Below are 20,555 nucleotides of genomic sequence, written 5' to 3' on the forward strand. Positions count from 1 at the left end.
AGAGAAGTTCCTTTTCTCACGCGGCACCGAGGATGAGGCCACTGGTGGGCACCGCGGTTCCTGCAGTGACGAGCACATTCTCCACGCCATCGACTTGATTCGTCGACGTGCCCCGCAACAGGCGGACCGCTTCGGCAATGCCGTTCACGCCGTGCAGGTATGCCTCACCGATCTGACCACCATGGGTGTTCGACGGAAGCCGTCCACCGATTTCCAGATTGCCGTCGCGGATGAAGTCTTTGGCCTCACCCGTGCCGCAGAAGCCGAGTTCTTCGAGCTGCGGCAACACAAGTGGGGTGAAGTGGTCATACAGAATCGCGGCGTTGATGTCGGCGGGCGACAGCCCACTCTGACCGTAGAGCTGACGGCCGACCAACCCCATCTCCGGGATACCGGCGATGTCGGGGCGGTAGTAGCTGGTCATCATGTGCTGGTCTTTTCCGCTACCCTGCGCGGCACCCTTGATCAATGCCGCTGTGCCGGTCAGGGTCTTGGCGCGCTCGGCAGAGACGATCACCAGTGCCTGGCCACCATCGGTCTCCTGACAGCAGTCGAGCAGGTGCAGGGGTTCGGCGATCCACCGCGAGTTCTGATGGTCTTCCAGCGTGATCGGCCGCTCGTAGAACCAGGCGGCGGGATTGTTCGCGGCGTGCTTACGGGCCACCACGGCCACCCGGCCGAAATCCTCACTCGTGGCGCCATATTGGTGCATGTACCGCCTGGCGAACATCGCCACCCACTGTGCGGGCGTCGACAAACCCTGCGGCGTCATCCAGGCGTATGCCGCCCGGTCGGCGGTGCTGTCCATCGGCCGGTCGTGCTGACCGAGGCCGTAACGCACACCCGAGCGCTCGTTGAACGCTCGGTAACAGACCACAACGTCGGCGACACCGGTGGCCACCGCCATCGCGGCCTGCTGCACGGTCCCGCAGGCGGCGCCTCCCCCGTATCCGATGCGGGAGAAGAACTTCAGTTCGCCGAGCCCACAGTTGCGAGCCACCAGCACCTCGCCGTTGGTCTCGGCGGTGTAGGTCGAGAGGCCATCGACCTCGGACGGATCGATGCCGGCATCGGCCAGCGCGGCGATGATCGCTTCACATGCCAATTGGAGTTCGGTGCGTCCGGAGTTCTTGGAGAACTCGGTGGCACCGATGCCGACGATGGCGGCCGCGCCGGACAGTGGGCTGATCGCCATCTACAGACTTCCTTCCAGGTATGTGAACGTGACGGTTCCTTTGACGTGGTCACCGAGGCTGTTGCTGCCTCGAACCTGCACGGACACAAGTCCATCCTCGACACCTGTCACGGTGCCGGTCAGCGTCATGGTGTCCCCGGGATAGTTGGGCGCCCCGAGCCGGATCGCGACCTTGCGAAGCGATGCGCGTGGTCCGGCCCAGTCGGTGACAAAACGGCCCACGAGCCCGTTGGTGGTCAGGATGTTCATGAACACGTCTTTGGAGCCGCGTTGTACCGCGAGATCGGGATCGTGGTGCACATCCTGATAGTCGCGGCTCGCGATGGCCGTGGCCACGATCATGGTGCGGGTCAACGGGATCGCGAGTTCAGGCAGCACCTGCCCCACTGCGATCTGATCCACTGCATCCTGCGTCACTGCGTCAACTCCGGTCATGACGCGACCCCGGAGGCGAGCTGCGCGCCGAGGCGGGTGAGGTCAGCACTCGAACCGCCGAGGGTCGCCGCGATCTGCTTGCCCCACAACAGGTGCCGGTGCACCGGGTAGTCGGTGTCCACGCCGATACCGCCGTGCACGTGCTGGGTGCGGTGCACCACGCGCTGACCGCCGTCGGTGGCCCACCACTTGGCCACCAGTACTGCGGTTTTCGGATCATGGCCGTTGGCGAGCAGCCAGGCTGCCTGCCACAGGGTCACCCGCATGGCCTCGAGATCGATGTAGCAGTCGGCCAGCTGATGGCTGACCGCCTGGAACGTCGACAGCGGGCGGCCGAATTGCTGACGACCGTTGAGGTAGGTCACGGCTTGCGTGACCGCACCGGTGCCAACACCGACCTGCAGGGCGGCCATGGCCACCTCCACGCGGTCAACGAGCCACTGCACCGACTCCCCTTCGGCGAGCAACTCGGCCGGTGCCGCGTCGAACGTCAGATTCGACGCGATCGCGCGGGTCGTCGTCTCGTTGTTCTCCGAGGCCACGCCGGCACCTGCCGGGTCGACCAGGAAAAGTCCGGTGCCCGAGGGTGTCGCGGCCGACACCACGACGCGCGTGGCGACGTGTGCGGCCGGGACCACGGCCTTGGCACCGGTCAGAGTCCAGGTTCCGTCGGCTCCGGCGTGCGCAGCCGTTGTCGGTGCGGTGGGGTCGGCGGGACCGAACTCTTCGAGACCGACGGTCAGGAACATCTCACCGGCAGCGACGGGAGGCACGTAGGCCTGCTTCTGTTCCGGCGAACCGAATTCCGCGATCGCCATCGCGGCGAGGGCGGTCTCCCACAGTGGCACCGGGGCGACATTGCGGCCCTGCTGTTCGAGCAGCACACACAGCTCGGTCAAACCCATTGCGCCGCCGTCGAACTCCTCGGGCAGTGCGATCCCGACGAGCCCGGCCTGGGCGAGCTCGCGCCACAGCTCCCGGTCGATACGTTCTTCGGTGGACTCGACGACCTTGACTCGGTCGATGCCCGACTTACCGGCGAAGATATCCGCGGCCAGGTCACCGATCGCGGTCTGCTCTTCGTTGAAGGTGAAATCCATCAGTTCTCCTCGGGTGCGGCCGGCCGGAACGCGGGAAGCGTCAGATCCGGGTCGGCGTCGATCCAGTCCAAGACCACCGGCATGTCGACCTTCACCTGATCCGGTTCGACACCGATCATGTTGGCGATCAGTCGGGTGCCCTCTTCGAGTTCGATGACGGCGACGATCAGCGGGTAGTCGAATGCGTCGATCTTGGGATGGTGGTTGACGACAAAGCTGTAGACGAACCCCTTGCCCGAGGCGTCCACGGTGTCCCAGTCCAGCGACCGGCAGTGTCCACACATCGGTCCCGTCGGATGCCGCAGCGTTCCGCACGCGGTGCACCGTTGGATGACCAGGCGGTGTTCCTTGGCGGCGTCGAACCAGAAGGCGTTGTCCTGGTTGAGTGCCGGCCGGGGCCGCAGGGCCCGGGGTGCCGGCTTCTCCGCGGGACGGAAACGCAATGTGCGCCACCGTTGTGTGGCGACAACATCACCGCCGACATTGCGGTAGGTCTTGAGCGTCGTCACAAAATGCCCGGTACCCAGGCCGGTCTTCTTCTCGGGGGAAATCGATTCGATGACCTCGGTGACGTTGATCAGGTCACCGGCGCGCAGCTCGGTGAAGTATTCCTGTTCTGAGTCGGTGGCGACAACCGACGTGAATCCGGCGTCGGCCAACAGCCCGAAGAGTTCGACCGCGACGTCGGAACCCTTGCTGCCCGCGGCGGTTGCCGCGTAGCCCCGCATGGTCCAGGCCTGCACCATCGTCGGAGGGGCAATCGCACCCTCGCGTCCGGCACTGCGGGCCGCATCGTCGTCGAGGTAGATGGGGTTCTCATCAGCCATGGCCTCCACCCAGTGCCGGATCATCGGTGTGTTCACCGGATCCTGCGCCCATGTGGTGGGCACCAGCTCCTGGCCGACCAGGTTACTCAGCGCCGCATCGATCCCGCTCATTTTCCGCGTCCCATGCGGGCGGTACCCAGTCCGATGGTCGCGACCATGTCCCGCAGCACCTCGTTGACGCCACCACCGAAGGTGTTGACCACGCCCTGGCGGGAGATCTGCTCGATCTGACCGGCCAGGATCGCACCCGGGTTGTCAGGCCGGATACGTCCTGCGGCACCGAGGATTCCGAGCAAGGTCCGATATACGTCGACATGGGTCTCGGTGCCGAACACCTTGGTGGCGCCGGCGTCTGCGCCCGAGAGCGTATCGGCGGCGACCGCCGCCGTCATCTTCCAGTTCATCAATCGCATGGCGACCAACTTCGCGTGCGTACGCGCGAAATCCTGCTGCACCCATGGGATGTCGATGGCACCGTTCTCCTTGGCCCACTCCAGCACCTGATTCCACAGGCCCTCGGTGCGGCCGCCGAGTGCGGCCAGGCCGATGCGCTCGTGATTGAGCTGCGCGGTGATCAGGCGCCAGCCACCATTGGCCTCACCGACAAGGGCTTCTGCCCCGACCCGGATGTCGGTGTAGTAGGTGGAGGTGACCATCAGTCCGCCCACGGTGGGGATCGGTGACCACGAGAAGCCGGGATCGTCGGTGGGGACGATCAGGATTGAAATGCCCTTGTGCTTGGGCGCTTCCGGATCGGTACGGCAGGCCAGCCAGACGTAGTCGGCGGTGTTGGCACCCGAGGTGAAGATCTTGTTGCCGTCGACCACCCACTCGTCGCCGTCGCGTACCGCCCGGGTCTTGAGCGACGCCAGATCGGTACCGGCATCGGGTTCGGTGTATCCGATCGCGAAAACGATGTCGCCGGAGAGGATTCCGGGCAGGAACCTCGCCTTCTGCTCCTCGGTCCCGTACTTCTGCAGCGTCGGCCCGACGGTGTTCACCGTGACGAACGGAAATGGCAGACCGGCCCGCTGAACCTCGTCGAAGAAGACGAACTGATCCTCGATCGAGCGTCCCTGACCACCGAACTCCACCGGCCAGCCGATGCCCAGCCAACCGTCTTTGCCGAGCATCTTGACGATCTCGCGGAAGCGGGGGCCACCTACGCCCTGCTCGCCGGCGGCGCGGCGCTCGTCCTCGGGCAGCAGCGTGGAGAAATACGTACGCAGTTCCCTCCTGAGCTCCTGCTGCTCGGGCGATTCAGTCAAATCCATCGTGGTTCTCCTATGACGTTTATGGCTATCGCTGCAATGTTCTGGACGCTAACTGCGCGCCACCGAGCGCGGTACCGAAGTCCCACCCAGCGGGAGGCCGGCACTGACGCGGTCTCGACCACGCTGGAATGCGATCATGGAACCCTCTGATCGCCTTGCCATCGCCGCCCTTGCGGCGCGGTATGCGCAAGCTGTCGACCGTCGAAACATGCAGGTACTGGCCTCGCTGTTCACTCCCCAGATGACACTTGTGCTGCCGGCCCAGATGAACGGAACTGACGCGCCCAGCGAATTGAAGGGCAGGCAGGCGGTGGCCCAGTCGGTGATCGATTCGCTATCACACCTGGTTGCCACCCGGCACGTCGTCGACCAACAGGTCCTCGAGACCGGCTCGTCCGACATCGTCCACGGTGAAACCTATTGCACCGCGCACCATATCTATTCGCACGCAAAGGGATACCGGGACAATCGGTTCGCCATCCGGTACCAGGACACGTTTGCGCGCGCCGAAGGCCACTGGTTGTTCGCACGTCGCGAACTCGTTGTCGACTTCACCGAGGACGTCGAGGTGAGACGTGCAACAACAGCCTGATCAGCGCATGAAAGTCGGAATCAACCTACTCGGAGCCGAAGCCCTTTTCGACGGCGACGTACGTATGGTCCTCGACCTTGCGGCTCGGGCGGACCGTGCCGGTGTCGATCTGATCTCGACCGGTGATCATCTCGGCTTCACCGGAGATGCCCACGCACAGCGAGTGCGGGATCACAACTTTCTGTTTCCCCTTGAACACCCTTGGTACGAGCCGATCTCACTGCTTTCGGGTATTGCGGCCGTCACCGCTCGCGCGCAACTGGGGGTATCGGTACTGATCGCCAATATTCGGCCGGCGGCTCTGCTTGCCAAACAGCTTGCGACTCTCGATGCCCTCTCGCAGGGACGCGTCGTGATGGGATTCGGTGTGGGATGGCAAGAGGCGGAGTACACCGCGACCGGTATGCCGTTCGACGCCCGCTTCGGCCGGATGGAAGAGGCTGTGCAGGCCTGTCGAGAGCTGTGGACGAATGCTCCGGCCAGTTTCACCGGGCGGGACTTCTCCTTCACGGACTTCCATAGCCTTCCGTTTCCGGTTCAGGATCGTGTCCCGATCATGCTGGGGTTCGGCCCGAGTCAACGCAACTTCGACCGGATCGCCCGCGTCGCAGATGGCTGGACCGTCAATCCGACCGACCTGTCGTTGTTCGCAGACAGCGTCGCTCTTCTCCGCAAGACATTTGCCGCGCACGGTCGTGATCCCCACTCTGTCCGCATCCAGGTTTCCGTCTCACCGGAGATGGGCCCCGACGGTAGCGTCGATCTCGATGCCACCGCCCGGTCGGCGCAGGAATGGTACCGACAGGGTGCAACCGTGGTCGTCTTCCGTCCCGCCGCATTCGGCATCGGCGCGACACAGCTTCCCGGGCTGCTCGATTGGATGACCGATCTTGCAGACCGAACGTAGAGAATGGAACGCGAAAATGGATGAAGCAATGCAGGAACTTCTACACAAACAGGCCATCTACGAAGTGGTGATGCGGTACTGCCGTGGCATCGACCGGCTCGACTTCGACCTGGTGCGCGGTGCCTACCACAGCGACGGGATCGATCACCACACCGGATTCGATGGCACCGTCGAGGAGTTCATTGATTGGGTCCGCCCGAAGCTATCCCTCATCGGAGGCACCCAGCATCACGTCGGCAACCACCTCGTGGAGTTGTACGGTCATCAGGCGATCAGCGAATCCTATTTGATGGCAATGCATTGGGGCGGACCAGAGTCGGCCGGGATGATCAACTTCACCAGTGGCACCCGCTACATCGATCTCATGGAGCTCCGCGAAGGACGATGGGCCATCACCGAGCGTTGGGCGGTGCGAGAGTGGACGCGTTCCGAAGCCGGTCGGCTCGCCGAGCCCAGCGGGGCCGGCCCACGTGGTCAGCGCGATGCCTCGGACCCACTGGTTCAACTACGGTCCCGGATCGTCTGAGTCACTCTCCCAGGAAAGGATTGGGGTGCCTGATTTTTCAGCCATGTCGGGGGCCACGATAGTCACCGGTGGAACCGGAGGAATAGGTCGAGCGGTTTGTCTCGCACTGGCTCAGGCGGGTTCACCGGTCGCATTCACCTACCGGTCGAACTTCGCCGCGGCCGAGCAGCTCACCGGCGAACTCTCCGAGCACCATAAACCCGCAATCCAACAACCCTGTACGGCAACCCGTCTCGATCTCGTCGATGCCGCCGCAACCGCCGAGTTCGTGGAACGCGTCGTCGATACCTATGGTTCGATTCACACCGTGGTCCATGCCGCGGGCCCGCACGTCCCCATGACATACCTGTCGAATGTGACGCCGGCGATGATGGCCGAACAGGTCGACCAAGAGGTCACCGGGTTCTTCAATCTCGTTCATCCGGCGTTACCCCACCTGAGACGGTCCCAGGGATCGGTCGTGGCCGTCACAACCGCAGCCACCGCCAGATTCCCGAAACGCGATGGGCTGTCCTCTGGACCGAAGGCCGCCGTGGAGTCCCTGGTCAGAGCGCTCGCCGGCGAGGAGGGGCGCTTCGGGGTGCGCCTGAACTGCGTAGGTCCCGGCATGCTCAGAGACGGAATGGCGAGTCGCCTGATCGCAGACGGACAGCTCGATCAGGCCGCTCTCGACATCACCCGCGCAAACATTCCCTTGGGACGCTTCGGAACAGCGGCCGACATCGCAGAGGCGGTGCTCTTCCTCGCCTCCCCCAGGGCCGGGTATATCAGCGGTCAGAAACTCGACGTCGACGGTGGTTACGGCGTCTGACTGCGGCTCACTACAGCGCCATCGCGACTTGCCTGGCGGCAGAGGCCACCAGCGGTGCGGCGCGTTCGAGTTGCGCAGTACTTGCATCTGCGCACACCGAGATACCGGCGATCGGCCCACCCTTACCCCGGATGGCCGCTCCCACACATCCGACACCCCGGAAGGATTCGCCGCTTTCGAAGGCGAGCCCGCGACGCCTGCGGATGGTATTCAGTTCCCTGTGCAAGATGGAGACATCGCCGATCGTGCGGTCGGTGCACCGACGCAGCCGTTGTTCATACAGACTGTCCACCCGCTCCGGGTCGAGCCAGGCGAGGATGGACTTCCCACAGGCCGTCGAATACGCCGGCCCACGTCCACCGACCCGAGATGGCAGTTCCGACGCGTATCGCCCGCCCACCTTGTCGAGATAGATCGACTCACCCAGGTCGAGGACCGCCAGATGAACGACCATCCCGGTCTGCGCATGCAACTCCTGCAGAAACGGCGCTGCCGCAAAACGGACCGCGCTGTGATCTCCACCGAAGCCGCCCAGCGCGAGAGCGCGTTGCCCGACACCGTATCCGGACGAGTTGTGGTCCACCCAGTTCAACCTGAGCAGCTGGGTCAGGATTCGATGAACTGTCGAGCGCGGCAACCGCGTACGGGCGGTCAACTCCTCGAGGGTCAAGCGTGAGGTTCCACCATCGAATGCGTCGAGAATCAGGGTCATTCGGTCAATCAGGCCCGGAGCTGTTGCGCTACCCACCGTCACCGAATCCGCGAACCGCGTGGGATGGGAACAGGTATGGAATCGAGGAGCTTTCGCGTGTATTCCTCCTGGGGATCACGGTAGATCGCCTCCACCGTTCCCGTCTCGACAACCTTTCCGCCCGCCATGACCATCACCCGGTCGGCGATCACCTCGATCAAAGCGAGGTCGTGACAAACGAAAAGGTAGGCCAGACCCAATTCTTCCTGCAGGTCACGGAGCAGGTTGAGGACCTGCGAACGCACCGATACATCAAGGGCTGCAACGGGTTCGTCGCAGACAATCATCTTCGGTTCCAGAGTGAGCGCTCGTGCGATCGCCACTCGCTGCAACTGGCCTCCGGACAATTCGCCTGGATATCGGGATAGGTGACGCGGGCCGATACCAACCTTGTCGAGCAACGTGCGGACCCGTTCATCACGCGCCTTACGATCGAGGTCCGTATGCACGATCAGCGGTTCGGCGACCGCGTCGAGGATGTTCATCCGTGGATCCAAGGAGCTGTGGGGATCCTGGAAGATCATCTGCATCCCCCGGCGCATCGCGCGTAGACGGGTAGGTTTGGCGGCCCGGACGTCCTGGCCGTCGAACACGATGTCACCAGAATCGGGTTCGATCAACCGCAACACGATTCGGCCCACCGTGGACTTTCCTGCCCCGGATTCGCCCACCACGGCGAGACATTCGCCGGCCTTGAGCGTGAATGAGACATCGTGCACGGCATGCGTCCACCCCGAACGTTGCCCGATGAGATTCCGTCTTGTCGAGAAAGACTTCGAAATGTTCGACACCTCTAGCAGACTCATCGGCCGCTCACCCCCTGTAGTTCGAGATCGGCGACACGCAGACACCGGGCACTGCCGCCTTCCCCGGTCGAGATCATCGCCGGATGCGTGGCATCGCACAGCCCTTCTCGAGCGTGCGGACACCGCTGCCGGAACCGGCACCCGGCCGGCCACTCGCCTGCCGCGGGCACCCGGCCCTCGATCGCGGTCAGGCGCCGGTTCTCGCTACGACCCGGTTGGGGTATCGACGCGAGAAGCCCTGCCGTATAGGGATGTTCCGGCGTGTAGAAGAGCTTCTCCGCACCGCCCTGTTCGATCACCTCACCCGCGTACATGACCACCACGCGCTGACACAACTCCGCAACAACAGCGAGGTCGTGGGTGATGAACAGTAGCCCGATACCGGTCTGCTCCTGCAGATCCCGCAGCAGTTGAAGAATCGTCTCCTGCACCGTGACATCCAGCGCGGTGGTCGGTTCGTCTGCGATCAACAGCCTGGGATTGCACGCCATGACCATCGCGATCATCACTCGCTGGCACATTCCACCGCTGAAGGCATGCGGATACTCTCGGACCCGCTCGGCAGCACGGGGAACCTGGACCAACTCGAGCATCTCGATCGCGCGCGCCATCGCCGCGCGCCGATCGAGTCCGAGGTGTTTGCGGACCGTTTCAGCGATCTGATCGCCGACCGTGTACGCCGGGTTCAGGCTACGGATGGGCTGCTGGAAGATCATGCCCATCCCTGTCCCGCGGAGTTTCCGCCATTCTCGCGGATGCAGCGACGTCAGGTCACGGCCCTCGAACTCGACCGAACCACCGGAGATCCGTCCGCCGGTGTTCGGTGTCAGACCCATCACCGCGAGTGAGGACACAGTCTTCCCCGAACCGGATTCGCCTACCAAGGCGACGGATTCGCCTGCGCCTACATCGAACGAGGCGCCGTCGACGACGGTCACCCAATCACGTCGGCCTGCACGAAACTGGACAGTGAGATCCCGCACCCGCAACAGCTGCGAGGCATCGGCTTCTGCGGTCGCCTGCGACCGCAGTGGTTCAGTTGTCACTACCATTGCGACTCCTGGTCAGAGCTCGGCGAACACCGTCGCCGAGGTAGGTGAAGGCGAGCACGGTCAGGAAGATCATCACGCCGGGTGGCCAGACAAGATGCGGCGCGAGTTCCATGTTCGAGGCGGCCGTGCTGAGCATCGAGCCCCAACTCGCCGTGGGCGCCTCGGCACCGAGTCCCAAGAAGCTCAAACTCGCCTCAGCCGCCACCGCGGTACCCAGAGACACCGAGATCACCAGGATGATTGGGGGCATCACGTTCGGCAGGATGTGCCGGACGATCGTCCGAGACGTCTTACAGCCCAACGCGACCGACGCCTCGATATACGTGTCGCCTCTGACATCCATGGTCGAGGCCCGCGCCACCCTGAAGAACCGCGGTGCCATCACCAGTCCCACAGCCAACATCGCATTGGTGATACCGGAACCGAGTACGGCGACGATCGTGATCGCCAGCACCAGTGACGGCGCGCTCATCAGTGCGTCCATGGTTCGGGTGAGCAACGTATCGGTCCAGCCGCCTCGGTAGCCGGCGATCACACCCAGCGGCAGGCCGAGCGCCAGGGCCAGCGCCACCGCCTGCAACGAGGCCGTCAACGATATGCGGGAGCCGAAGATCAACCGGCTCAGCACATCCCGTCCGTAGTCATCGGTGCCCAGCAAGTGCTGAGCACTCGGTGGCTGCAGTCGATTCAAGAGGTCCTGGGTATATGGATCGTAGGGGGCGATCCAGGAGGCGAACACCGCCATCAGCACGAGCAGGACAACGAACAGTCCGGCGATCGCGGTGACCGGCCTTCGGCGTATGAACCCCAGCACCTTGCGGCCCACACCGATGTGATTGCCGATCTCGCTCGTTCCGGCATTCTTGGTCGAGATCATGAGCGCACCTTCGGGTTGAAGTAACCGTACGAGATGTCGACGAGCAGATTGACTATGACAACGACCACCGTGGTGAACAGAACGAATCCGAGAAGCACTGGCACATCGTGATTTTGGACGCTGTCGACTGCGAGACTCCCCAATCCCGGCATGTTGTAGATGATCTCAATGGTGACGGCGCCACCGAGAACCTCAGAGACCCGGAACCCGAGCACTGTCACCACCGGGATACATGCGTTCTTGAGCCCATGTTTCAAGGTGACCCGGGCCGGAGACAACCCCCGCGCATTGGCGTTGAGTATGTAGTCACTGCCCATGACGTTCCCGAGCGAGGTCCGCAGCTGCAATGTCACCTCGGCCGCGGGCAGCAACGCCAAGGCCACACCGGGTAACCCAAGTGCTGGAACCACGGAACAACTCCCTCGGATATCGGCACGTAGCCGAACGCCGGAAAGATCTGGTTCGACACTGCGAAGAGCGACACCAGTACCAACCCGAACCAGAAAGCAGGTATGGCAATCGCCACCGACGCCAGAACGTTGATGCCCCGGTCGATCACGCCACCCGGTCGAAATGAACCCAGCACACCGAGGACAACACCGACCACGACTGCCAACACCATCGCGAACGCCACCAGGGACAGGGTCGTCGCCATGCGCCGTAGCAGAAGTTCAGCCACGGATTGATCGGACAGCAGCGACATGCCGAGATCTCCGCGCACGGCCGAGCTCACCCAGTCGAGGTATCGCAGGAAGACATTCTGGTCCAGGTTCAAGCTCGCACGTAGCTCGCTCAGACGCTCGGGCGTCGAGTTCTCCCCCGCGAGAACGACTGCAGGGTCACCCGGAGCCAGATCCATCAACAGAAATATCATCAACGGAACGATCAACAGCAACGGAATCGCTGCCAACAACCGCTGACCACCGTAACGCAGCATAAGAGTTCCTCTCCTTCGAGCGAGCTACTTGGTCATACCGATGTGTCGAAGGTCGAAGATTCCGAGATCGGTCCAGGGGACCTCGTCCGCGCCGACGACCTTGTCGGTGAACACGGCAGCGTTGGTCTGGTTGCAGATCGGGACAAACATGGCTTCCTCGAGGGTGAGCTTCCAGATCTGCTGGTACAACTCGGCCCGCTCCTCCTGCGGCAGCGCCGGATCAGCGGCGACCTTCGCGAGGTCCTTGATCTGCTGATCACCGTTCGCGAGATCGTATGAACCGAGCAGGAACGTATTCACCGTCTCCGCGGGATCGACCTTCGGGCTGAAGCTGTTGGCCACCATCGATTGGAAATCGCCCGCGGCATAACGTGGTTCGTTCTGGGCATTCGGCACCGGATTGAGATCTGCGTCGATACCCGCATCCGACAGCGACGACTGAATGACGTTCGCGGACTTTTCCGTGTTGGTACCTGCCCCGAATGTCAAGGCGATCTTGGCGCCACCGACCGATTGCACGAGGCTCCGCGCCTTGTCTACATCGTATGGATAGGGGTACTCATATGTTTCGTCCACAGACCAGCTGCCTGCCGGGTAGATCGACCGGCTCGGGGTGCATGTTCCGGAAAACAGCGCGCTGACGGCATCTGGGTCGATCGCCGATGCCACCGCCTGGCGGACCTCCGGCTTCGCGAGGTCTCCTTCGGGCCGCATGTACAGGCCGAGCACATTGCGGAAGATCACTTCGTCGACACCCAGGGCACGTTTTTGCGCGAGTGACTGCGCCTCCATCACCTCGTTTGCCGAACTCACCCAACTCAGGTCGGTCATACCCGTCTTCAAGCCGTTCAGTCGGGTACTGGCGTCAGGAATCGCCTCGAAGTCGATGCCTGCCAACCGGCCGGCGTCCGGATCCCAGTTGACAGCGTCCGACCGCACGAGCGACAGGCGTTCCTGCGGCACGTATGCACTGACCTCGTAGGCTCCCGAGCCGCTCGCGCCCGGTTGATTGCGAATGTCCGTACCTGCCGCAATGGTCTTCGGACTGATCATCATTCCGGCGTTGGTACTGAACACCCCGGGAAGGTCCACGCCGGTACCCGGCACCAACTGCAGGCGAACGGTGAAGTCGTCGATCACGTCGACTGCCGCCACGTTCTGCAGGGCGGCCTTGACCGTGCTGCCCTCCAATGTCTGACCTCTACCGATGTTCGCAACCACTGTGGCGGCGTCGAACCTCGTACCGTCGTGGAATGCGACGTCGTCGCGCAGCTCCAATTCCAGGTAAGAACCGTCGGGCGCGAACTCCCACGATGTCGCCAGTGCCGGAACGAGATTCCCCTCGGTGTCGACGGTGGTGAGGCGATCGAACACGGTGGTCAGGTAGCCCCAGCCCCCGTAGCTCGTCTGCAGGTATGGATCCAGATTTCTGGTCGGCGAGCTCGTGGTGACCCGAAGCACCGCGTCGCGGTCCAGGTCACCGCCCGCGCCACCGAATCCGCCACCCATGGATCCCCCGCCACAGCCCGTCATACCCAGAGCCACTGCAGCCATCACCACAAAAATTTTTGGAACACGAAAACCAGTGCGCTTCAACAAATTTCCTTCGCGCGAGCAAAAACCATCGGCCTGGCCGGCGATCAGCCCGAGGTCGATCAGCTACGGGGTCGATCAGCTACGGGGTCGAACTCAGGCAGAGGCGTGCTCTCTGGTCAGCGCCACCACGTCGCGGATCGCGGCCTCGGCGACACCACGGCCGTATCCGAGTGCTGCAGTCTCCGCGGCATCGGGTTCATAGGAGATGACGTTTCCGCGCCCCTGCACGATGAACGGGTCCGGAAGGAACGGGTGCTCTTCGTCGCGCTCTTCGAGCTGGATCGAACTTCCGGCAGCGTCGAAGATCGTCTGAAAGTACTGGCGATAAGTGAGATTGGCGTCTCCGACCAAGTACGCCTTGCCTGATTCCGCATTCTGCAATGCCCCCCAGACCGCCTCGGACAGCGACTGGACGGACATGTAGTTGGTGCCACCGGCCGGTGCGAAGTTCGGGATCTTCGGCATTTCGCCGTCAGCCCAGGCAAGCAGTTTCGTGAACGTCCGCGCGGGCGCACCCAACTTGACCCCCACGATCGACGGAGGATTCAAGGTTGAGACGTTGAAATCGGCATCGGCCAGCGCACGTGCCCCTTCGTCCGCAAGGTGGCGCGCGCGAACGTACTCGTTTGTCTCGATCAGATCGGGCATCAACTGGTGGTAGTAACTGCCGATCTGCACCACACGGGCGACACCGGCCTCTTTTGCGCGGGCGACAAACCCGGGCACTCCGCCGCTCTGGTTCTTGTCCCAGAACTCGGCCATGTCGGCGCCCTTGGGTACGTGGCGGATGTCGTTACCGGCCGAGAAGACGATGGCTTCGAAAGGGGCCAAGTCGGCAGCGGAGAACTCATCGTTGCTGTAGTCGCGAAGAATGGTCGGGAACTCGCTTGCGAAAGTGCCAGCAGCCGGCGCTGTACGTGCCGCGAGAGAAACTTCGCTGCCCTGCTCGCGCAAATGGTTTGCGATGTGCGTGCCGATCATGCCGGTTCCACCAACAATTAGCGTCTTCATTCTTCTCCTCTTATGGGAAATGCCAGATACAGGGCGCCGTCGAGATGCCGTATTCGCAACGAACCAAACGTCGTTTGGTCTACGCAAGCAACTGCTTGCTTGGTACGTTAGATGGATCACAACCGAGCTGTCAACCAAGCGCCTGACATGCCACAATGGCGCAGTCCCGGAGCCGAACAGCAATCTAACGCTGGTTGGGTCGGACCCTTCGATGGAGAAAGTCCACTCGTGCCGACACCGAAATAGCCACCTTGAGGGCACAACACTTTGCTCGTCACTTCAGTCCCGATGGTCCTTGACATCCGGATTCACTCCACTTTCACCGAAAGGACATTCATGTCCGCGCAAACACATCCAAGTCAATCCGTGCCGGGCCCATTACTCACCGGCAAAACCGCCGTGGTGACCGGCGCGGCAAAAGGTATCGGTGCCGCCATCACCCGACTGTTCGCAACGCACGGTGCCGACGTTGTCGCGGTCGACATCGACGGCGAAGCCTGCACCCGCCTGGCAGACGAACTGACCGGGGTCAGATCCGTGATGGCCGATGTCACCGATCCTGTTGTGGCCCAGCAATTGTCCGAGTTCTGTCCGGATGTCCTGGTGAACAACGTTGGCGACTTCATCCGCCCGCCGACATCATTCGTCGACGCGGACACCAGTGAGTGGGCTGCAATGGCCGACATCAACCTCCATCACGCCATGCTGGTCACCCACGCGGTATTGCCGGGAATGATCGAGCGCGGCCGCGGCGGATCGATCATCAACCTGACCACTGTCGAAGCACACCGCGGAATACCCGGGCACGTCGCATATTCGACGTACAAGGCCGCTTTACGCCATTTCACCCGCAGCCTCGCGCTCGAAGTGGGGCGCCACAGTATTCGGGTGAACGCGGTCGCCCCCGACCTCATCGAGACGCCCCAGGTGCCCTACGAACGCCTCGTACCCGACGCCGACCGCCATCGTTGGCCGCAGTGGGCACCACTGGGAGGTCCCGGTCGCGCCGACGACGTTGCCGGCCCCGCACTGTTTCTCGCTTCGGAGATGTCGCGCTACGTGACCGGGACGACAATTCACGTCGACGGGGGCTCTCACGCGGCCGGCGGCTGGTTCGCCCGCGCCGACGGTTCGTGGACCAACCGCCCTGCCAACGCTTGACCCCACCGGGGCCGGCAGCGGCGAATTGTGCTGCAGGTCGTCGAGGTCGATACATCGTCGGGTCGTGTAGCATCCGTTTTCGAGCAGCGCTTGATCACCCAGGACAAACGCGGTACCTCGGGGGGCAACGTCAGGTGTCATCAACTCGGCGAGCGAACATCCTGTTTCATTCGGCCCGGTTGTTCAGCAAACGCGGTGTAGCGCGCACGACTGTCCGGGACATCGCCGAAGAAGTCGGGATCCTTCCCGGCAGCCTCTACCATTACTTCGAGTCCAAGGAAGCGATCGTTTGCGAAATCGTCGTCGCATTCGTCGACGACTTGAACGAGAGATACAAAAACGCGGTCGTCCCGGGCGAGACGAGTCGCGAACGACTGGACCGAATGGTCGCCGTCTCTTTCGAAGCCGCGAAGGATCATCCGTTCGCGACAGAGATCTACCACAACGAGCGTGCCCTGTCGTCGGCGCCGGCAGATAGTCGTATCGCCACCACGGTGCGCGTGGCGAACAGTTACTGGGCGGACGCGATCGCCCGGGGCGTCGAGGCCGGTGAGTTCCGAACCGACGTGGATCCGTTCCACTTCCACCAGCTGCTGCGTGAATCCGTTTGGTTCACAGTGCGTTTCCATCGCGCAACCCTCACGGAGAAGTCCGCACAGTACCAACAGAACCTGATCGCGATATTCCTTGATGGCTTCACGCTCGACCCGGCACAGCCATCGCAAGCCGACCCGGCCCAGCCATCGCAAGCCGACCCGGCCCAGGCTGCACCTGCAGACCTTCGCACGGTGAACCATGCGGTGCTCACCGACCTGCAGCGCGACGTGCGAGAACTCAAAGAGATGGTCCGCGAACTCCGTTCGTCGCACGACTGATCGCTGCGGACAGACTCAACGGGCGCCCGCGCCCATGATGCAAAACGGCCCCGGGGCCAAAAGCCCCGAGGCCGTTTCGTAGGTGATCGTCAGTCAGATGGCCATCGCGTCGAATACGAAAGCCGCAACGCTCACACGGGTTCTGGAAGGAACCTCGCGCGACCGTGGGTGTGGAAGGACTGTTCTAGAGCCACTTTTTCGGCCTCGGTCAGCAGTGCGTAGTTCGGTGCCCCACGACCAACCCAGTGATACACCGGCTCATCGGTACGCCACAGCTGCGCCTGCAGATCACGTTTGAGTACCTTGTTCGATCCGGTGACCGGCAGATCGGTCGAGACACGCACGTACCTCGGAGCCGACTTGGTACCCAGATCATCTTGGGCCCCAAGGAATTCTGCAAACTCGACCGGATCGAAGTCGGCCAGGTCCGCGACCTCGATTGCAGCCATGACCTGATCGCCCGAGCGCGGATCGGGCACCGCGTACACGCCGGTCGCAATGACCTTCGGGTGCCGGCGCACGATCCGTTCGATCATCAACGCCGACGTGTTCTCACCGTCCACCCGAATCCAGTCGCCCTTGCGGCCGGCGAAATAGATGAAGCCGTCCTCGTCGATGTATCCCAGATCGCCGGTCCAATACCAGCCATCGCGGATCTTCTCGGCCACTGCGGACTCGTTTTTGTAGTAGCCCTCGAAACGCTTCGCGCCACCCATGTCGACCATCTCACCGATCGCCTCGTCCGGGTTGAGAACCCGGCCGTGCCGGTCGAGTTTCGCCGGAAGACAAACATCTTTCGTCTCCGGATTGACGACGGCGATCTCGTTGTGCGCGGGCCGTCCCAGTGCACCCTCGGGTGTGTTCGGATCGATCGCCACCGACCCGGCGCCCTCGGACGAGCCGTAGCCTTCGCGTAGGTCGGCTCCGAATCGGCGGACGAACTCCGTCCTGTCCTCCGGCGATGCCTCCGTGCCGAATCCGCGGACGAGTGTGTTGTCGATGTCGTCCGGTTGCTCCGGGGTCGCCATCAGGTAGCTCAGCGCCTTGCCGACATACGTGAAGAATGTTGCTCCGAAGAACCTCACGTCCGGCATGAACCCGGAGGCCGAGAACTTACGGGGCAAGCAAACCGTGGCCCCGTTGACCAGGGCCGGCGCCCACAGCGCCATCAGTGCATTGCCGTGGAACAGTGGCATACAGCAGTAGTCGACATCCTCGCGAACGTGACCGTACTTTTTTGAGTTCGTGTAGGCGAGTCTGACCAGTCGACCTTGGCTGCAGCGCACTGCCTTCGACATCCCGGTGGTACCCGATGTGAACAGCAGCAGGAACAGAGTCGATTCGTCCACCCCCGGCGCTGCGACAGGGTTTTCAACCCGGTGCGCCTGCACCCGGTCGGGATAGGACGGTTCGTCGACCAGGATGAAACGATCTTCATCCAACCCGAGGTCGAGGTCACGCAATTTGTCCATGCCTGCAGCGTCGGTGACGATCAACTGGCAGTCGACATAACGGATCTCTGCTTCGAGTTCGGAGCCACGACGCGTCGGATTGATTCCTACGATCGTTGCGCCGTCCAATGCCGCGCCGCCGAGCCAGAACAGGAACTCTGGGGTGTTCTCGAGCAATACGCCGATATGGTACGGACCATCGACCCTCAGCGAGGCGGCCAGAGACCCGCGGGCCGCGCTCTCGCGCACCGTCTCGTCCCATGTCCAATCCCGTTCACGGGTGCGCACACCCAAGTGTGTGTCTCCTAGGCGATCGAGCAATGCCTCCGCCATGGTTGCGCGTTCCAACTCAACTCCTGTCCTCGTAGAGAAATCACATCTGGTCACGACCATCTCAAGGTCTCGCAGCAAGCTCTGGCGACCGCGACGAACCGGCCGACGGAAGTCGCGGCCTGCCGAGATCTGGCGTCATGTTGATATGTTCTCCAACTGCAATTCTTGGCCGAACGGTATCGTCGCCAACGTCTGCAGAATGGCCCAGTCTCGCTGAGTGGTAACCGTCACCATGGATACCCCGTGCCGTGAGATTTTGTGGTGTACATCGCAGTACGTAACGAAAGGCTTTTGATGTCTGCCTCCACCGATCCGCAGCTACACATCGCTGCGGTGATGACACGTCTGACCGGTCCCGGCGGACCGTTCGAGTTGGTCGAAGAAGATGTGCTCGGTGCGTCCATGCAGGTGATGAAGAATCGCCGGCGCGCTGTGGCCGAGCACCTTCCTGACTCCCTGAACTGGGGCGATGCCGACTATCTCGTCACAACCGACCGCCGCATCTCGTACGCCGAGCACGCTCGGTCCGTCGCTGCGCTGGCCACGGCTCTGCGCGACAAATACGGGGTCGGCAAGGGTGATCGCGTCGGCATCCTCGCCGCCAACACCCCCGAATGGGTCATGACGTTCTGGGCCACCCAGGCCCTGGGTGCCATCACCGTCGGCCTCAACGGCTGGTGGGTGCCACGTGAGGTCACCTACGGCCTAGAGCACAGTCGGCCCACAGTCCTCGTGGTCGACGCGAAGCGCGCCGCCTCACTCCCCGAGGTCCCCGGCACGGTCACCGTGTTGACCATGGAAGAAGACCTTCCCGCGCTCATCGCCGAATACGACGGCGCCGATCTGCCACTCCCGGATGTCGACGAAGACGACCCGTCGGTGATCCTCTACACAAGTGGCACCAGTGGTCGCCCCAAGGGTGCATTGCACTCACAGCGCAATCTCCTGGCGGTGGTCGACTACCAGCGTTACGGTGACGCGTTCATGGCCGAACTCAGCGGCGAAACATACGATCCCACCGCGCCCAGCCCGGCACGCCATCTGCTGACCTCGCCGTTGTTCCACATCGCGAGTCTGCACAATCTGGTGGTTCCGCGTCTGGCAACCGGTGGCGCGGTGATCATGAACCAGGGCGCGTTCGACGCCGACACCATCCTGGGTCTCATAGAGCGGGAACGGGTCACCAACTGGGGCGCGGTGCCGACCATGGCCACCCGGCTCCTCGAGCACGACAACGTCGAGAAGTACGACTTGTCGTCCCTGAAGTCCTTCGCGCTCGCCTCTGCACCCTCCTCCGTTGCGTTCAAGGAGAAACTGCAGGCCAAGTTCGCGTTCGCGCGCAACGCACTGGTCGACAGTTACGGTCTCACCGAATGCAGCACCGCCATCGCCCTCGCGACGCCTGCCGACATCGAGGAGTTCCCCGGCACCCTGGGCCGTCCCGTCGTCACCGTCAGCCTGGAGATCCGCGATCCGTTCGGTGAACCGCTCCCCGAAGGCACCGAGGGTGAGATCTGCGTGCGCAGCCCGTTTGTGATGCTCGGCTACTGGGAGGACGAAGCGGCCACCGCCGCCGCAATCGCGCCCGGACGATGGTTGCGAACCGGCGACTTCGGCCGCGTGGACGGCGGACGGTTGCAGCTCACCGGACGACGCTCCGATCTGATCCTGCGCGGCGGCGAGAACGTCTACCCCACCGAGATCGAGCAGTGTCTCGACGAGCATCCGGATGTGGCCGAATGTGCCGTGGTCGGCGTGCCGCACCCCGACCTCGGTCAGGAAGTCGCCGCCGTGATCGTGACCAGGCCGGGAGCATCGACGACCGAAGACGACCTCCGCGCCTTCGCGACCGAGCGACTCTCGTACTACAAGGTCCCGACGCAGTGGCGGATCACCGAACATCCGTTGCCCCGCAACGCGACCGGCAAGATGATGCGCCGCTCGATCACGGTCTGACGAACCAAGACCGGCCACCGTTGTGTCGGCGCCTGGCATGTCCGGGCGCCGACACAACGGTCGATCACACTGTGTAGTTGTC

At 63.0% G+C, this 20,555-nt stretch carries 20 protein-coding genes and 1 pseudogene; 7 read left to right on the forward strand and 14 right to left on the reverse strand.

Annotated elements, in window-relative coordinates:
- Positions 1 to 16: 16 nt before the first annotated feature.
- Genes AC1TPF_RS14110 through AC1TPF_RS14130 form a run of 5 tightly spaced genes read right to left on the reverse strand, consistent with a single transcriptional unit; the run spans position 17 to position 4,831 of the window.
- The gene (locus tag AC1TPF_RS14110; RefSeq protein WP_482138034.1) at positions 17 to 1,195 is read right to left on the reverse strand and encodes a lipid-transfer protein; all 1,179 of its coding nucleotides are present in this window, start codon (positions 1,193 to 1,195) and stop codon (positions 17 to 19) included.
- Positions 1,196 to 1,630 (reverse strand): MaoC family dehydratase, encoded by a 435-nt coding sequence (locus tag AC1TPF_RS14115; RefSeq protein ID WP_482144482.1) that lies wholly within the window; start codon positions 1,628 to 1,630, stop codon positions 1,196 to 1,198.
- The gene (locus tag AC1TPF_RS14120; protein WP_482144483.1) at positions 1,627 to 2,730 is read right to left on the reverse strand and encodes an acyl-CoA dehydrogenase family protein; all 1,104 of its coding nucleotides are present in this window, start codon (positions 2,728 to 2,730) and stop codon (positions 1,627 to 1,629) included. Before AC1TPF_RS14120 ends, AC1TPF_RS14115 begins: the two co-directional genes overlap by 4 nt.
- Entirely contained in the window at positions 2,730 to 3,668 is a 939-nt protein-coding gene (locus tag AC1TPF_RS14125; protein WP_482138030.1) for a bifunctional MaoC family dehydratase N-terminal/OB-fold nucleic acid binding domain-containing protein, read from the reverse strand. The genes AC1TPF_RS14120 and AC1TPF_RS14125 overlap by 1 nt, the downstream gene beginning before the upstream one ends.
- Positions 3,665 to 4,831, reverse strand: a complete 1,167-nt coding sequence (locus tag AC1TPF_RS14130; RefSeq protein WP_482138028.1) for an acyl-CoA dehydrogenase family protein — start codon at positions 4,829 to 4,831, stop codon at positions 3,665 to 3,667. The genes AC1TPF_RS14125 and AC1TPF_RS14130 overlap by 4 nt, the downstream gene beginning before the upstream one ends.
- Positions 4,832 to 4,967: 136 nt before the next feature.
- Between AC1TPF_RS14130 and AC1TPF_RS14135 the strand changes: the two genes are divergently transcribed.
- Genes AC1TPF_RS14135 through AC1TPF_RS14150 form a run of 4 tightly spaced genes read left to right on the forward strand, consistent with a single transcriptional unit; the run spans position 4,968 to position 7,667 of the window.
- Positions 4,968 to 5,423 (forward strand): nuclear transport factor 2 family protein, encoded by a 456-nt coding sequence (locus AC1TPF_RS14135; RefSeq protein WP_482144484.1) that lies wholly within the window; start codon positions 4,968 to 4,970, stop codon positions 5,421 to 5,423.
- Positions 5,424 to 5,430: 7 nt separating this feature from the next.
- Positions 5,431 to 6,330 (forward strand): TIGR03619 family F420-dependent LLM class oxidoreductase, encoded by a 900-nt coding sequence (locus AC1TPF_RS14140; protein ID WP_482138754.1) that lies wholly within the window; start codon positions 5,431 to 5,433, stop codon positions 6,328 to 6,330.
- 16 nt (positions 6,331 to 6,346) lie between these two features.
- The gene (locus AC1TPF_RS14145) at positions 6,347 to 6,856 is read left to right on the forward strand and encodes a nuclear transport factor 2 family protein (RefSeq protein WP_482144485.1); all 510 of its coding nucleotides are present in this window, start codon (positions 6,347 to 6,349) and stop codon (positions 6,854 to 6,856) included.
- 43 nt (positions 6,857 to 6,899) lie between these two features.
- On the forward strand, positions 6,900 to 7,667 hold the full coding sequence (locus AC1TPF_RS14150) for an SDR family NAD(P)-dependent oxidoreductase (RefSeq protein WP_482138752.1): 768 nt from the start codon (positions 6,900 to 6,902) through the stop codon (positions 7,665 to 7,667).
- A 13-nt stretch (positions 7,668 to 7,680) separates the two neighbouring features.
- On the opposite strand, the pseudogene AC1TPF_RS14155 reads toward AC1TPF_RS14150, so the two are convergent.
- The 8 genes and pseudogenes from AC1TPF_RS14155 to AC1TPF_RS14190 form a co-directional block, all read right to left on the reverse strand.
- A pseudogene (locus AC1TPF_RS14155) lies at positions 7,681 to 8,379 on the reverse strand (IclR family transcriptional regulator); the annotation flags it as partial.
- A 38-nt stretch (positions 8,380 to 8,417) separates the two neighbouring features.
- Positions 8,418 to 9,224 (reverse strand): ATP-binding cassette domain-containing protein, encoded by an 807-nt coding sequence (locus AC1TPF_RS14160; protein WP_482144486.1) that lies wholly within the window; start codon positions 9,222 to 9,224, stop codon positions 8,418 to 8,420.
- Entirely contained in the window at positions 9,221 to 10,270 is a 1,050-nt protein-coding gene (locus AC1TPF_RS14165; RefSeq protein ID WP_482144487.1) for an ABC transporter ATP-binding protein, read from the reverse strand. The genes AC1TPF_RS14160 and AC1TPF_RS14165 overlap by 4 nt, the downstream gene beginning before the upstream one ends.
- On the reverse strand, positions 10,260 to 11,153 hold the full coding sequence (locus AC1TPF_RS14170; RefSeq protein ID WP_482138019.1) for an ABC transporter permease: 894 nt from the start codon (positions 11,151 to 11,153) through the stop codon (positions 10,260 to 10,262). Before AC1TPF_RS14170 ends, AC1TPF_RS14165 begins: the two co-directional genes overlap by 11 nt.
- A complete protein-coding gene (locus tag AC1TPF_RS14175; protein WP_482144488.1) occupies positions 11,150 to 11,563 on the reverse strand; it encodes an ABC transporter permease subunit in 414 nt (137 codons plus the stop codon). Before AC1TPF_RS14175 ends, AC1TPF_RS14170 begins: the two co-directional genes overlap by 4 nt.
- Positions 11,503 to 12,090 (reverse strand): ABC transporter permease, encoded by a 588-nt coding sequence (locus tag AC1TPF_RS14180; RefSeq protein ID WP_482144489.1) that lies wholly within the window; start codon positions 12,088 to 12,090, stop codon positions 11,503 to 11,505. Before AC1TPF_RS14180 ends, AC1TPF_RS14175 begins: the two co-directional genes overlap by 61 nt.
- A gap of 24 nt (positions 12,091 to 12,114) precedes the next feature.
- A complete protein-coding gene (locus AC1TPF_RS14185; protein ID WP_482144490.1) occupies positions 12,115 to 13,644 on the reverse strand; it encodes an ABC transporter substrate-binding protein in 1,530 nt (509 codons plus the stop codon).
- Positions 13,645 to 13,779: 135 nt separating this feature from the next.
- Positions 13,780 to 14,697 (reverse strand): NAD-dependent epimerase/dehydratase family protein, encoded by a 918-nt coding sequence (locus AC1TPF_RS14190; protein ID WP_482144491.1) that lies wholly within the window; start codon positions 14,695 to 14,697, stop codon positions 13,780 to 13,782.
- Positions 14,698 to 15,033: 336 nt separating this feature from the next.
- Here AC1TPF_RS14190 and AC1TPF_RS14195 point away from each other — a divergent pair, with 336 nt between their 5' ends.
- Together AC1TPF_RS14195 and AC1TPF_RS14200 are read left to right on the forward strand one after the other, a co-directional pair.
- On the forward strand, positions 15,034 to 15,858 hold the full coding sequence (locus tag AC1TPF_RS14195; protein ID WP_482144492.1) for an SDR family NAD(P)-dependent oxidoreductase: 825 nt from the start codon (positions 15,034 to 15,036) through the stop codon (positions 15,856 to 15,858).
- Positions 15,859 to 15,992: 134 nt separating this feature from the next.
- Positions 15,993 to 16,733 carry a TetR/AcrR family transcriptional regulator gene (locus AC1TPF_RS14200; RefSeq protein WP_482144493.1) on the forward strand — a complete coding sequence of 247 codons (741 nt, stop codon included), beginning with the start codon at positions 15,993 to 15,995 and terminating at the stop codon, positions 16,731 to 16,733.
- Positions 16,734 to 16,864: 131 nt separating this feature from the next.
- On the opposite strand, the gene casI is transcribed toward AC1TPF_RS14200, so the two are convergent.
- Positions 16,865 to 18,517 (reverse strand): steroid-22-oyl-CoA synthetase, encoded by a 1,653-nt coding sequence (casI, locus tag AC1TPF_RS14205; protein ID WP_482138751.1) that lies wholly within the window; start codon positions 18,515 to 18,517, stop codon positions 16,865 to 16,867.
- A 294-nt stretch (positions 18,518 to 18,811) separates the two neighbouring features.
- On the opposite strand from casI, the gene casG reads away from it, so the two are divergent.
- Complete coding sequence (casG, locus tag AC1TPF_RS14210) at positions 18,812 to 20,473, forward strand: steroid-24-oyl-CoA synthetase (RefSeq protein WP_482138010.1); 1,662 nt, start codon at positions 18,812 to 18,814, stop codon at positions 20,471 to 20,473.
- Positions 20,474 to 20,555 lie beyond the last annotated feature (82 nt).

Source organism: Williamsia sp. Y853, from assembly GCF_056786495.1.

What these genes read in the sequence shown, in the direction of transcription:
- AC1TPF_RS14190 (WP_482144491.1), bottom strand. Translation starts at nt 14,697, where the DNA reads ATGAAGACGCTAATTGTTGGTGGAACCGGCATGATCGGCACGCACATC.
- AC1TPF_RS14115 (WP_482144482.1), bottom strand. Translation starts at nt 1,630, where the DNA reads ATGACCGGAGTTGACGCAGTGACGCAGGATGCAGTGGATCAGATCGCA.
- AC1TPF_RS14170 (WP_482138019.1), bottom strand. Translation starts at nt 11,153, where the DNA reads ATGATCTCGACCAAGAATGCCGGAACGAGCGAGATCGGCAATCACATC.
- AC1TPF_RS14120 (WP_482144483.1), bottom strand. Translation starts at nt 2,730, where the DNA reads ATGGATTTCACCTTCAACGAAGAGCAGACCGCGATCGGTGACCTGGCC.
- casG (WP_482138010.1), top strand. Translation starts at nt 18,812, where the DNA reads ATGTCTGCCTCCACCGATCCGCAGCTACACATCGCTGCGGTGATGACA.
- AC1TPF_RS14130 (WP_482138028.1), bottom strand. Translation starts at nt 4,831, where the DNA reads ATGGATTTGACTGAATCGCCCGAGCAGCAGGAGCTCAGGAGGGAACTG.
- AC1TPF_RS14185 (WP_482144490.1), bottom strand. Translation starts at nt 13,644, where the DNA reads ATGGCTGCAGTGGCTCTGGGTATGACGGGCTGTGGCGGGGGATCCATG.
- AC1TPF_RS14110 (WP_482138034.1), bottom strand. Translation starts at nt 1,195, where the DNA reads ATGGCGATCAGCCCACTGTCCGGCGCGGCCGCCATCGTCGGCATCGGT.
- AC1TPF_RS14180 (WP_482144489.1), bottom strand. Translation starts at nt 12,090, where the DNA reads ATGCTGCGTTACGGTGGTCAGCGGTTGTTGGCAGCGATTCCGTTGCTG.
- AC1TPF_RS14135 (WP_482144484.1), top strand. Translation starts at nt 4,968, where the DNA reads ATGGAACCCTCTGATCGCCTTGCCATCGCCGCCCTTGCGGCGCGGTAT.
- AC1TPF_RS14195 (WP_482144492.1), top strand. Translation starts at nt 15,034, where the DNA reads ATGTCCGCGCAAACACATCCAAGTCAATCCGTGCCGGGCCCATTACTC.
- AC1TPF_RS14160 (WP_482144486.1), bottom strand. Translation starts at nt 9,224, where the DNA reads ATGAGTCTGCTAGAGGTGTCGAACATTTCGAAGTCTTTCTCGACAAGA.
- AC1TPF_RS14140 (WP_482138754.1), top strand. Translation starts at nt 5,431, where the DNA reads ATGAAAGTCGGAATCAACCTACTCGGAGCCGAAGCCCTTTTCGACGGC.
- AC1TPF_RS14145 (WP_482144485.1), top strand. Translation starts at nt 6,347, where the DNA reads ATGGATGAAGCAATGCAGGAACTTCTACACAAACAGGCCATCTACGAA.
- AC1TPF_RS14125 (WP_482138030.1), bottom strand. Translation starts at nt 3,668, where the DNA reads ATGAGCGGGATCGATGCGGCGCTGAGTAACCTGGTCGGCCAGGAGCTG.
- AC1TPF_RS14150 (WP_482138752.1), top strand. Translation starts at nt 6,900, where the DNA reads ATGTCGGGGGCCACGATAGTCACCGGTGGAACCGGAGGAATAGGTCGA.
- casI (WP_482138751.1), bottom strand. Translation starts at nt 18,517, where the DNA reads ATGGCGGAGGCATTGCTCGATCGCCTAGGAGACACACACTTGGGTGTG.